Below are 12145 nucleotides of genomic sequence, written 5' to 3' on the forward strand. Positions count from 1 at the left end.
AAAGTGAAAAATATTAAACTATAATGAGCAATATAATCACAGATGATTATAGAGGCTTACATGGAAAGTATTATTCAACTAGATAATATTTATTATCGCTCTAAAAAGAGAATTAAAGAGCTGGGTGAAGTATTTACTCCCGATAGCTATACAGAAGCTATGTTAAGTCTTTTAGCACATGATAAAAATTTTTCCTGGGCAAATGAAAACACAGTATTCTTTGAACCTTGTTGTGGTCATGGAAATATTGTTTTAGTTATTTTTTCAAAGCGTTTGGAAGCGTTTTTTTATAATTCAAAAAGGTATTCTAAAAATTACTCTGCTTTCTATGCTGTTGCTAATGCTATAAATACACTCTGGGCAATTGATATTGATTCACAAAATATTGCTGATTGTCGCTCTCGGCTATTCAGAAAATCCCTAGATTTTTTAAAAAATAAATTAAAGATTTCAGATTATGAGAAACTTATTAATAGAGATAAAAATTTCTTTGCTCATTTATTATGTTCTATTTACTGGCATATTCATGAAAATGAAATGTTATCTGCGGTAGAAAAAAATAAAAAGCACTCAAAACTAAATGCTCAAAAAACTAAAGCGAGTGCAGGGTGGTTGAATAAAAATAAAATTCGCCCTCTCAATTTTCAATTAACTTGGACAGCATATTTTGTACAGCAAATAGCAAAAAATTCTACGCCTATCTTATTTAAAAAAGCCATGAAATTTATTGAGGACATTAATTCTAACTACGGTACTAAAAATAAAGCTTTTGACTTTGCTAAAAATTTATACGGAGTAAAACAAAATAGAGAAATGGATTTAGAGGGAAGATGCAACCAAATTTTACATTAAAAAATGCTCATGTTGTAGATATTTTAGGAAATATAATTGGAAGAGACCAACAAATAATGACGATGGAAAAATCTTGTAATTTGGTATCTCTCCTAGATATTAATGATTTCCTAGATGAGAAGGTGGTTTTCTTTGATCCTTTTTGTAAGGCGGGAGAAATACTTTTGGCTTGTGCTTTTGTCAGTTGTTGGAATAAAAGTAAGGTTATAGGAATCCCAATAGACTTGAGCAGTGTAAAAAAAGAATTATATGTGGATAGCCGTTATTTTGGTTTATCTCCTGATGAAAGGCACTATAGGTTAAGCCTAAGAACATTTTTAGGTAATGAAAATTCTCATATAGAGAAATACAACAAAATTATTAGAAATGGAAATTATTTATCAGAGGTTGATGGTCGACTAAATAAGCAAGAATTTATTAAGGAGTTACATAATATGCTTGATTATATAAGTTCTAGCTCTAAACCTAAAAAAATTATAGCGGTTGGAAATCCACCATATCAAGAAAATTATGGGGGGCAAAAAACTAATACAGGCGCAAACCCTATTTATCATTTTCTTTTAGAAGCCTTAATAGATTCAAATAGAATTGATCAATTTATTATGGTTATCCCTTCTAGGTGGTTTGCTGGTGGTAGAGGGAACTCATTGAAAAATTTTGCTTACAAGATTCGAAAATCAAAGAAAGTAAGGCAGATTTATGATTTTCAAGATTCAAGATCTATTTTTCCAGCTGTTGATGTTAAGGGGGGCGTTTGTTTTATTCACTGGGATGCCAACTATTTTGGAGATACATTATTTCATAGCCATGGCCAAGATGATGCTGAATATATTGACATATCTAGTGGCCAAATAATTATTCGAGATAAGCTTGCAAGATCAATTATAAATAAAGTTACCAAAAAAACTTCAATATATATTTCTGATCGCGCTTGGTCATGGAACCCATTCAATTTGGCGAGTAACTATTTTGAAAAAAATGCAAATGACCAAGAAAAAGATGCTATTGAGTGTTTCACAAAGCGTAAGGTGATTAAGAAAATTAATAGGGCAAAGATAAGTAAAAATATAGATAAAATAGATAGTTACAAGGTTGTAGTTCCTAAAGCTGTTAGTAAAGGTGGGATACCGTATAGGCCTGACCAAATTTTTATATTAGGTAAGGGGCAAATTTGCACTGAAACTTTTATGGTTATAGATTCATTTTACTCGTGGCATGATGCTGAAGAACTACGAAACTATCTAAATAGTGATCTGGTAAGATTTCTTGTAAGTGTCAAAAAAATTACTCAAGACATAACCAAAGATACGTGGTGTTTAGTACCCGACATTACAATTGTAAGAGGTTTAGGGAAAGAAGAATTATATAATTTTTTCCATTTAAACGAAGAAGAAGTTAATTATATAAGACAGAAGGTTCATTTATGGAAAAGATAGAACCACTGGAACTATATGCCTATGCCACACCGTCCGATCTGGAAAAAGGACGAGTAAAAGTTGGCCATACTAAAATTGGAGGGCATAGAGATAGAATCAGGCAGCAGTTTGGTACTAGTAATGCTGAATATCCAGAATATATCTTAGTAGGCGAACTTCCATTAGGTAAAAGAGATCATCATGTACATGCACAGTTAATAAAAAATGGTATAAGGAAAGTTGAACACAGTCCAGGAAAAGAATTTTTCTATGCAACATTTGATGATGTTAAAAGAGCATATAATGAGATCGTTTATGGGAGTCACCGGCGTGACAATTATAAACTTAGAGATGAACAAAAACAGGCTGTTGAAAGAGCTAAAAAATGGTTTCTAAAAGAATACTCCGATGAAGTAATTAGAGGTGCAACCTATCCTAATCGTTTCTTAATTAATGCCAAGATGCGTTTTGGGAAATGTTTTACAAGTTTACATTTAGCTAAAGCTCTCAATGCAAAGAGAGTCTTAGTGGTTACTTATAAACCTGATGTCATAGGTGAGTGGCTTGATGCTGTAAATGAACATGTTGATTTTGAAGGTTGGGTAGGCATTCGTGCTAAAGCTAAATCAAAAATATCAATAGATCCATGTCTAGATACTCATTCTGATTTTCACATATATGACAATCCTATTTTACTATGTGTATCACTTCAAGATTTATGGATTGATAAATATGGAAATACTAAAGAAAGATTACAAAAAATACCTAGAATAAGATGGGATTTAATAATTTTTGATGAAGTTCATTATGGTAGTAGAACTGAAAGGGCAAGCTATATTTTAAATCAATTGAATTATAAATATAGACTAGATTTATCAGGAACTCCGTTTAAACTAATTGAATTTGATGATTTCTGCGCTCAACAAGTATTTACTTACAGTTATATTGATGAACAGGAAAAGAAGAAAGAAGAAATAGCCAGCGATCCACAAGACATTAAAGAAAAAATTTATCGTTTAATGCCAAATCTTAATATCTCAGCTATTGAAATAACAGAAAAGGATATTGCAGAGCAAAGAGATACTTTTGAAACAGATGATATTGATTTTTCCTTAAACAAATTATTCCAAACGGATGAAGCAGGGCGTTTCTCTTTTAATGATGCTGTTGATCATTTTATTGATGGGTTAACTAGATCAGATCACAGTGCCCGATCAATTAGTGTTTTTGGAAAATTAGCACAAAAATTAAATTGTCCTCCTAAACGTCATACTGTTTGGTGGTTAAGACGAGTCGATTCAATTAAGGCATTAATTAACAAGCTTCATGTTCATCCTTATTTCTCCAATTTTGTTTTAATTGATGCATCTGGCTCAGATACAGCTAAAAGTGAAAATGAGCGAATCATAGTACGGGAAAAATCAAAAGTTGAGCAGGCAATTAAAGATGTCAATAATACTCCCAACAAATTAGGAACAATCACATTAACCTGTGGAAGATTTTTAACAGGTGTTACCATTAAGGAGTGGGACAGTATCCTTGTTTTAAATGATACCCAGTCTGCTGAATCCTATTTTCAAGCAATCTTTAGAGTGCAGTCTAGATGGATTAGTGAAAAGACACATGAAATAATAAAACCTACTGCTTGGGTATTCGATTTTGCTATTAGTAGATGCCTTACTGTTACATATGATTGCGCTAGTAATATTGCTGATCAACTTGCTAGTTATGAAGGAACAAATAGCAATGATAATAATCTTGATATTATAACGCAGAAATTATGTGATACTTTAGATATAAAAAGGTTTTATGAAGGTGATTTAGTAAGCACGCCTACGACTGCTAAAGATATTTTTGAAGTCCTCAATCATGAAGGTTCAAAGATTGCTCTTGCACGAAGGATTACCTCGGATTTTTTGGTAAATTTTGCGCAGTTAAAATTTGTTGATAATAGACTTCTTGAAATTTTGGGTAAAATAAAAGGTTATAGAACACAGAATGTTGCGGACATTAGTGCAGAAAAACTTGTTCAAATTGGTATAGATGCTGAGCGTTTAAATGAAATTAAGTCTGATCCTAATCTTGCTAGCGAAGTCAAGGAAGAGATTATTGAGGGTTTTTGTGAAAGAGATGAAGACAAGGAGCGCAAAACTTATAAGAGATGGTATGCAACTCAAATTAAGCGTTTAGCTATTTGTATGGCTGATTTTATATACATGACCTATGAGAGAGAAACCAACATTAGTGATGTAATAGAAACAAAATCCCCACAATTTTTTGAGGTAATGACTGGTATATCGAAGGATGACTTTTCTGAGCTCTGCAATAAAGGCTTTATAAAAACATCGCCTTTAAATCGAATTGTCAGAGAGTTTAAAGATCAAGAAACTACTTCACTGAATCCAGAAGAATATATTCTGATGAATATTATTCCTCTAGTATCTGTTGGTAGCCTAAGCCGAACAAATATAAGCGATAATTAATAAATATTTTTCAGAAAGAATATCTGACTATTTGTTTTCGCTCATATATGTATTTTGCTTTCATCATTATGAAAGTGCCAGCCACTAGGGTAAAAACGAGCAGAGAGGGTGAGGAGGCAACACCTGTTTTCTTCACCAGCATTAATGAAAGTAGTGGAGCGAGTCCAGCTGATAAGCTTGCTGCGGTTGAATAGAGTACTGACAAAACAGTACAACGTAAATTAATTGGAAACATTTCAGCTAACATAACGGGCACAGTAGCATAGTAAGCGCCAGCGGGGATCGCAATTAATGATTGCCCTAATATAAATTTATAAATATTATCGCTAGATAAGCAATAAAAGAAAGGCTGTGAAAGTATAAGAAGCCCTATAGTTGCAGCGATGACTATCTTTTCTCGATTAATTCTATCAGATAATTTTCCAAATAAAGGAAATACAGCTAGTAATACTATTAGTGAAATGATGTTAGAGGTAAGAATTTGATGGCTCTGCAGATTACCATATAAGTGAGCTTGCATGGGACCATAAATAAAAATTTGAAAAGTAGTTGTAACACCTAGGCAACTTAAAATAAATACATAAAGAGATTGAATCTTATTACTTTTTATATAATTTACCGATTCAGAAAGTAAATTTTTAAAATTAGGCTTTGGCTTTTCAGCGTAAAACATGATGTATTCCATACTCTCAGGAATGCATAAACGGATATATAATCCTATGGATGATCCTAAAAGCGCGAGTATAAAAGGTACGCGCCAAATTAACCAATCATGTTCAGGGTAGTGGTTAGTAAAGTATGTAACAACTAATGCAATCAGTGATGCTACTAACATCCCTGACATAGCGCCGAAAGAAGCCCAACTTCCGGAGTATCCTTTTTTTGATGCCTCAGCATTTTCGATTAGGTAAGCAGCTGAGTTTAAGTATTCTGCGCCGCAAGAAAAACTTTGAATAATTCTTAGAATTAATAAAGTAATAACAGAATACATTCCTATCATACTGTTTGTTGGTATAAAGCCAATTAGAGTTGTGGATACTCCCATGGTAAGAATAGAGCAGGCTAGGATTATTTTTCTACCATAGATATCAGATAATAATCCCATCAAAATAGCGCCTAATGGCCTAGCTAAATACCCGGTGAAGAAAGTCAAAAATACAAGAAATAACCCTTGAGACGTATCTCCCATCAGATATTTAGCAATGTAAACGGATAGTAAGCCGCAAATAGCCATATCAAAGGACTCAACTAAATTACCGAGTGCACCTGCTAGAATGATTCGAGTTTGATGTTTCATAAATTAAGCCTGTTTTTTTTGTAACTCTGATCTTGTGGTTAAGGATTCTTCATCTATGTGGTCAAAGAATAATAAACCGTTGAGATGATCTATTTCATGTTGAAGAATTCTAGCTTCTAGTCCAGTAGCTTTCTTAGTTATTCTGTTACCGTCTATGTCGAAACCGGTATATTCAATTTCCATAGCGCGGGGAACTTGACCCATTAATTCACCACAATTTAAGCATCCTTCATAATCTGTTTGAATTTCATCTGAAAGAACTTTGTAAGAAGGATTAATTAAAGCAGTATCTGGAATAGGGTATTCAGGTTGCCTGCGCTTAGTATAGTTCGTTCCAAATACGATGACTCGTTTACTAACCCCAATTTGAGGAGCTGCGACACCTACTGCACCTTGTTCAGCCATAATATCAAACATATCTTTAGTAAGTTGTTTAAGCCAATCACTGCCGAATTCTGCTTCTAATACAGCTTCTGCAGTTTGTCTTAAAATTGGATCGTTTTTATCTAGAAGTTTTTTCATAGAGTTCCCGATTATTAATAATTAACTTTAGTTTTGGTTTTGTTGTATAACACTTTTTTTGGTCAGGAAAAGGTACAAATTCTTTAATTTCTCTCAAGCAATACTTACCCAAAGCAAGTAGTTTATTGCACTGACTAGGTTCTTTTTTCTGAATGAGAAAATTTTCTCTTTTGAAGCCGAAAGAAAATATAGCTCTATAGTCTGCAAAGTTTGTTGGGATTGAGATTCCCATTGTTAAGGCTTGGCTCTGCTGCTTATATTGCTTTAGAAGGGCTGCATTCTCTAGACAAAGAAGTTCTGCCCATAGTTTAGGCAGTTCTTGATAAATAAAATCAGCTTGATAACTACCGTCATATTGCCAAAGCCCTTTTTCAATTAAATTTTGCTCTATAGAAGGCTTTGAAGATAAAAAAAAGAGTTGCCCGTTTTGATTAATTAAAGCAATTGATATGTAGTCTGTCTCGAGTTGTCCTAACACATTAGAGAACAATCGGCGTAATATTACATAATGTTCAAAAAGAAAATCTTTCGCTTCATGATGAAGCGTAATTTGTACAGCTGTTACATCCATATTAACCAACTTCTTAAATGACATGGGTGTATTTTTTATGTTTCTCTTTGTAGGAAGAAATAGAACTAATAGCCAAGTCAATTATTTTTAATAAATTACTTTTAGAAGTATCAATTGAACGCACTTCTTTAATTAATTCTAATACGAAATCAGCATAGTCGTCAGCATTATCTGTATCTTCTCGATATAGTTGATGGCTTTTTTTCAAAATGTAATAAAGTAATTCTTCATCTATAGGCTGAGCTTGTAATTCAGTGCTATTTTCTCCAAAGAGCAGCCATCCTGCAGAAACGTTTAAATGTTTAGCAATCTCTTTAATTTTTTCATAATCAGGTAAGGCATCGCCACGGATATATCGTCTACAGATCTGTTCAGAAGCGCCAGAAAATTGCGAGAGGGTCTGAATACATATGCCGCTAGGGGATCTACTAGCTGTAAAACCTTTCGCTTTCATAGCTTCGATTAACCTATTTGAGAATTCTTTATACTTCTCTAGCCCCATAATTAATAAATTCCTAAATTTTTTAAACAGAAATTAACATATAAATTAATATCATTCAATTTCGAATAATATATTAATTTTACTTTCCATAAAAAAATACTTGATAATAATTTTAATATTGTATTAATATTAGTTTCGCAAATGATTACACTTGGTGAAGAACAAAGTTGTAAATTGCTACTAATAAAAATTAAGATGTAACAGGAGTAACATAGATGTACCAAGACTTAAAACTAAGTATATATCAAGATATAATTCAATATTTACTTGATAACACCGATTACAATTTAAAAAAAATAGCTAGCCTTTCTAATTGTTCAATAGAAATTATTCACACTCTCTATAGGGATAATTCTTTTCTGCGTGATTTTGCTTCAGAAATTCATCTGATTAGATTGTTTCTGACTCTTTTTGAAATAGAAAAAAGATATGGGAAACAAAAATCCTTTTCTCCTCACAGGAAGGAATGGCAATTTATCAATACTTCTAGGGCAATAAATTAAATTAAAAATATTTGAAGAGATGTTGTTATGCAGTATTTAAAATTTCAAGAATTATCACAAAAAATTTTATTTATTACTGATGTAGAAAAAATGATTGGCCGTAATAGGCTTACGCTAAGGCGCTGGTGGATGGAAGGAAAATTTCCTAGACCGGTTAAATTAAACGGTAGGACTTTAGCGTGGCATACGGAAACAATAAACAGTTGGATTAATAAAAATGTCCAATAATCTTTAACCTAAGCGTCATGTGACGTTTAGGTTAATAAAATGGTTTTAAGATTTTATAAAAAAGAAGAGTAGTTTAGGATTTACTAGGAAGTAATGGCTTATCTATTAGCTATTATGTAATTTAAAGGAAATATGTATGTATCGTCTAAATCATTATTCAATTATTTTAATTACTACCTATATTTTAGCCTTTTTAGCCATGCAAATTGGCGCCCAAAATAGCTGGATAGTGGGATTAACAAGTCTTCCAGTGATCATCTTAACAGTGTTGTGGTCAGAAAGAGTAATTCCCATCAATAATGACTTAAATCGATCAACATTTAACCGAGATATGTTTATTATTGCGTATAGCTGCTTATTAGCATTTGTTGCGTCTTTAATATTTCAGAGTAATAACGTAGATGCCAGAGGTTGGTGGCCTTTGGTTATTGTGATTGGCGCAATGTATGGCATCTTAATTGGTTTAATATACGCTGCGTTTGCAACGTTACTGCGTAAAGAACATGATTCTTATACAAATAAATTTGGCATTGCATTATTTTTAGGTTATTTCGTTATTAGCTTGTTACCTCTCTATTTTAACTTTGCTTCTTTTAGCCAAACTCACCTATTTATCTCTTTTATCATTCTTCTATTGGGTTTTCATCTGCTAATTTGTTTAGGTGCTCAATTAACCCGAAAACATCGTTCATAAGTTTTACAACAATAAAAAGGAAGGGAAAATTGAATAAGAAAATTCTTATACTAATGATAGCTGCTATTGCAAGTCAGGCGGATGCAAGGAAACCATTAGCTTCAGGTGACATTGTAGGCAGAGATTTGTTAATTCCTGGCGCTGGCTGGATAGGACATGTTGGTCTCGGAACAGGAGATGATGTTGGATTACCTACGCAAATAATAATCGAAGTTCTAAATGAAAGCCCAGTAGTACAATTGAATAACCTTACTAATTTTAGAGCTCGCTCTAGATATTGGGGAAGTAGATCAGGACTAGGCGATTATTCTACAGGAACTTACAATGCGCTTGTGGAAGCTTATCATCAAAGTTGGTGGTGCCCAACTTATTCATCTTCCACTGCCTATGTTATTGGTCAGGGAAATCCTTATACTAGGCAGCCAACGAAATGTGGTATGTGGCGATGTGACACTTTTATAGCCTGGGATTTCTATAGTGCAGGGTTTCCACAAATAATGAATAATCGGATTATGTTGCCACTTAATGTCTATAATACGTTTCCGTATGCAAATGGAGATACGATTACTAAGATAAATAATGTTGAAGATAAGACCCCTCTTATTCACGATAAAGATAAACAATTTTTTGAGCTCTCTGCTGATGAATTAAATAACCTATCTTACGAAAAATTTGTTGAGCTAGCTGATATTCCATTAAGTGAAGAAACGCCTACTCATATTGCAGTAGAGTGGGAATTTGCAGCTAATAAGAATGTAAATAGTACAAAGAGAGGTATATTTATTGATAGATTATCTATATCAAATGAGCAAGATGTTATTTCAAGGTTCCTAGAAATGTATAAACGAGATTCTAATCCAGAAATCCGCTCAAAATTAATTCAAGGTATAATGATTTATTATCAAAATAATCGTGAGCAAACTGATAATACACTTGATGATGAATTACTTAAACAGTTTTACTCCGGATTATTAAATCAAAAATTAGCTCGTAATGATGCTGACAAGGTTATTCGGGGCTATATCGATTTTCATTCACCTGAAGAAATTATGAATCATAGGGTAGATGTTGAAAAACAAATGATTGGGATTGAACCGCGCTTAGAGCTTGGTTTAAGGCATGAGCTTGCCTATAAGTCAAAAGAGTTAGAAAAAATCTATATTACCTCAATAATTAAGATGTTGAAAAAGCATCAAAGATCGGATTTAGATGGTATGTTTTTCGGGATGACCAATATATGGTTTAAAAATCTTAAAGATGGTGAGTCTATAGAGAAAATTAAATCTTATATGAAATTATCAAAGAAAAAATACATGAATGTTAGGCCTGGTAACGAAGATTTGTATGCTGATGTCGCCAGAATATCTTTTCAAGAATTAAATAAAAGCTTAATACTCTAATAAAGATAAATATAATATGGGCTCTCTTAAAATTGTTAAAGTAGAAGGTAATAATTTAGAGAGCTTATATGAATTATGTTTTATATTTAACTCTTGAAAATTGAAGGCATGACTTTAATATTCGTCATAATTTATAAATAAAAACCGCCAAGGTTACGCAAGAGTGGAGACTCATTAGGCGTGGCGGTTATGTTAATTAAATGATACATAATTCCTCTTCTTTTGGCAAAGGGGTCTGACATGTAAGATATGTTTTGATGCATGTTGCCCATTTTTCAAGTGCTTCTCTTCTTTGTGGTAACATTTCATTTTTATTATAAGTTGCCATAATCTTAGGCATTTTGTGGCCAAGACATTTTTCAATCACGACAGGATCTACCAGCAAGGTTTCACCGAGCTGAGTTGCAAACGTTCGCCTTAAATCATGAGCAGTCCATTCTGGAATACCTATTTTTGCCTGAATCCGCCTAATTGCTCTAGGTAGCGCATTTTCATCGAGCGGCTTACCTTCAATTAAGCCTGAAAGTACAAAAGGAGAATCACTAATTTCTCTAAGCTCATTAAAAATAGATTTTGTTAGGTCAGTTAAATGAATTTTAACTGTGATTCCACCTTTATTATGCTCAGGGGGCACTATCCAAAGGGAATTGGCGAAATCAATTTGGCTCCACTGAGCTAAGCGTATTTCAGCTGTTCTGACTCCTGTAAGAATAATTATTTTTATGGCGCTTCTAGTTTGAATTGACATCTGGCATTGTGAGCTATCTAAAAAATGCCAAATTTTTTTAATTTCATCTAGGTTTAAATAACGTTCACGATGCTTTTCTAACCCGCCAATATCGCGAGCACGAATATTAGAAGCCGGGTTTGTTTGCATGCTTCCTCTACTTACTGCGTAATTGAAGACTTGCTTTAATGTACTTAAAACTCGGTTTGCTTGAATGGGAGCACCGCGTTTAACAATAATGTCTAATGCATTAGATATATCCAAGGGCTGCAATTTATTTAAACTAAAATGTCCGAATAAAGGAATAATGTCAGCTTCAATTTGTTGTTTTATTTGTAGAGGTTTTTTGCGGTTTTTGACTACGTAGTGGTTATACCAATCATTAATTAATTTCTCTACATTATAAGCATCTTTTAACTTTTCTAGCCTACTATGTTCAATAGGATTAATTCCTTGTTCTTTTAATCCTTGCACAGTAAACAGAAGTTCTCTAGCTTGTTTAAGGCTAAGAGCAGGGTACTTACCTAAAGTCATTTTTTGGCGCTTACCATTTAAAGTAAAGCGATAAATCCAAGACTTACTACCGCCTGGCATAACTCGGATTCCAAGGCCGCTCGATTCTATTTTTTCATACCAGTTACTCTCAGGCTTGAGATTTTTAATAAAGCTATCGATAAATTTCATAATCATCCCTAATACTTTTGGTACCAATTTTGGTACCGGCAATTATGTTTATTTATGATATCAGATGAACTAAAATGAAATCTATAGAATGGATAAAATCCTTATTAAATAAGGAATTGTCCGGTTATTTGATATTTTTTGATAATATTTGATATTGATAGAAAATAGTCTCGTAATCAATAGGCCAGCGGTTCGATTCCGCTCAACGGCATAGTAAAATCAATAACTTACGTATTTCAATTTTCATTTTCGTTTTGCGTGTCGAAT

General features: G+C 33.0%; 12 protein-coding genes. 7 read left to right on the forward strand and 5 right to left on the reverse strand.

The genetic code is table 11. The annotated features are described in order from the left end of the window. The first annotated feature begins 60 nt into the window (after positions 1-60). The 3 genes from DYE47_RS04925 to DYE47_RS04935 are packed head-to-tail and all read left to right on the forward strand — an operon-like array spanning position 61 to position 4750. The gene (locus DYE47_RS04925) at positions 61-852 is read left to right on the forward strand and encodes a hypothetical protein (protein ID WP_115302196.1); all 792 of its coding nucleotides are present in this window, start codon (positions 61-63) and stop codon (positions 850-852) included. Beyond that, positions 831-2288 (forward strand): Eco57I restriction-modification methylase domain-containing protein, encoded by a 1458-nt coding sequence (locus DYE47_RS04930; protein ID WP_115302197.1) that lies wholly within the window; start codon positions 831-833, stop codon positions 2286-2288. Before DYE47_RS04925 ends, DYE47_RS04930 begins: the two co-directional genes overlap by 22 nt. Beyond that, positions 2276-4750 (forward strand): DEAD/DEAH box helicase family protein, encoded by a 2475-nt coding sequence (locus DYE47_RS04935; protein WP_115302198.1) that lies wholly within the window; start codon positions 2276-2278, stop codon positions 4748-4750. The genes DYE47_RS04930 and DYE47_RS04935 overlap by 13 nt, the downstream gene beginning before the upstream one ends. A 10-nt stretch (positions 4751-4760) precedes the next feature. Here DYE47_RS04935 and DYE47_RS04940 read toward each other — a convergent pair whose 3' ends face one another. The 4 genes from DYE47_RS04940 to DYE47_RS04955 are packed head-to-tail and all read right to left on the reverse strand — an operon-like array spanning position 4761 to position 7642. Next, positions 4761-6047 (reverse strand): MFS transporter, encoded by a 1287-nt coding sequence (locus DYE47_RS04940; protein WP_115302199.1) that lies wholly within the window; start codon positions 6045-6047, stop codon positions 4761-4763. 3 nt (positions 6048-6050) lie between these two features. Next, positions 6051-6569: a peptide deformylase gene (gene def, locus DYE47_RS04945; RefSeq protein ID WP_115302200.1), complete on the reverse strand. Its 519-nt coding sequence runs from the start codon at positions 6567-6569 to the stop codon at positions 6051-6053. After that, positions 6550-7140, reverse strand: coding sequence for a flagellar biosynthesis protein FlgJ (locus DYE47_RS04950; RefSeq protein WP_165482021.1), 591 nt, complete (start codon positions 7138-7140; stop codon positions 6550-6552). The genes def and DYE47_RS04950 overlap by 20 nt, the downstream gene beginning before the upstream one ends. Positions 7141-7153: 13 nt before the next feature. Further along, positions 7154-7642 (reverse strand): helix-turn-helix domain-containing protein, encoded by a 489-nt coding sequence (locus DYE47_RS04955; protein ID WP_115302202.1) that lies wholly within the window; start codon positions 7640-7642, stop codon positions 7154-7156. Positions 7643-7857: 215 nt separating this feature from the next. On the opposite strand from DYE47_RS04955, the gene DYE47_RS04960 reads away from it, so the two are divergent. The 4 genes from DYE47_RS04960 (at position 7858) to DYE47_RS04975 (ending at position 10467) form a co-directional block, all read left to right on the forward strand. Next, positions 7858-8145, forward strand: a complete 288-nt coding sequence (locus tag DYE47_RS04960) for a hypothetical protein (protein WP_115302203.1) — start codon at positions 7858-7860, stop codon at positions 8143-8145. Positions 8146-8172: 27 nt separating this feature from the next. Next, on the forward strand, positions 8173-8373 hold the full coding sequence (locus DYE47_RS04965) for a helix-turn-helix transcriptional regulator (protein ID WP_115302204.1): 201 nt from the start codon (positions 8173-8175) through the stop codon (positions 8371-8373). A gap of 136 nt (positions 8374-8509) precedes the next feature. Beyond that, a complete protein-coding gene (locus DYE47_RS16225; protein ID WP_176579711.1) occupies positions 8510-9067 on the forward strand; it encodes a hypothetical protein in 558 nt (185 codons plus the stop codon). Between the two features lie 29 nt (positions 9068-9096). After that, positions 9097-10467, forward strand: coding sequence for a hypothetical protein (locus tag DYE47_RS04975; RefSeq protein ID WP_131750062.1), 1371 nt, complete (start codon positions 9097-9099; stop codon positions 10465-10467). 196 nt (positions 10468-10663) lie between these two features. Here DYE47_RS04975 and DYE47_RS04980 read toward each other — a convergent pair whose 3' ends face one another. Continuing rightward, a complete protein-coding gene (locus tag DYE47_RS04980) occupies positions 10664-11878 on the reverse strand; it encodes a tyrosine-type recombinase/integrase (RefSeq protein WP_115302206.1) in 1215 nt (404 codons plus the stop codon). Positions 11879-12145: the final 267 nt, after the last annotated feature.

This window comes from Legionella beliardensis (genome assembly GCF_900452395.1).
Lineage (GTDB): Bacteria > Pseudomonadota > Gammaproteobacteria > Legionellales > Legionellaceae > Legionella_C > Legionella_C beliardensis.

Coding starts and splice junctions, on each gene's coding strand:
- DYE47_RS04925 (WP_115302196.1), top strand. CDS start 61: ATGGAAAGTATTATTCAACTAGATAATATTTATTATCGCTCTAAAAAG.
- DYE47_RS04930 (WP_115302197.1), top strand. CDS start 831: ATGCAACCAAATTTTACATTAAAAAATGCTCATGTTGTAGATATTTTA.
- DYE47_RS04935 (WP_115302198.1), top strand. CDS start 2,276: ATGGAAAAGATAGAACCACTGGAACTATATGCCTATGCCACACCGTCC.
- DYE47_RS04940 (WP_115302199.1), bottom strand. CDS start 6,047: ATGAAACATCAAACTCGAATCATTCTAGCAGGTGCACTCGGTAATTTA.
- def (WP_115302200.1), bottom strand. CDS start 6,569: ATGAAAAAACTTCTAGATAAAAACGATCCAATTTTAAGACAAACTGCA.
- DYE47_RS04950 (WP_165482021.1), bottom strand. CDS start 7,140: ATGGATGTAACAGCTGTACAAATTACGCTTCATCATGAAGCGAAAGAT.
- DYE47_RS04955 (WP_115302202.1), bottom strand. CDS start 7,642: ATGGGGCTAGAGAAGTATAAAGAATTCTCAAATAGGTTAATCGAAGCT.
- DYE47_RS04960 (WP_115302203.1), top strand. CDS start 7,858: ATGTACCAAGACTTAAAACTAAGTATATATCAAGATATAATTCAATAT.
- DYE47_RS04965 (WP_115302204.1), top strand. CDS start 8,173: ATGCAGTATTTAAAATTTCAAGAATTATCACAAAAAATTTTATTTATT.
- DYE47_RS16225 (WP_176579711.1), top strand. CDS start 8,510: ATGTATCGTCTAAATCATTATTCAATTATTTTAATTACTACCTATATT.
- DYE47_RS04980 (WP_115302206.1), bottom strand. CDS start 11,878: ATGAAATTTATCGATAGCTTTATTAAAAATCTCAAGCCTGAGAGTAAC.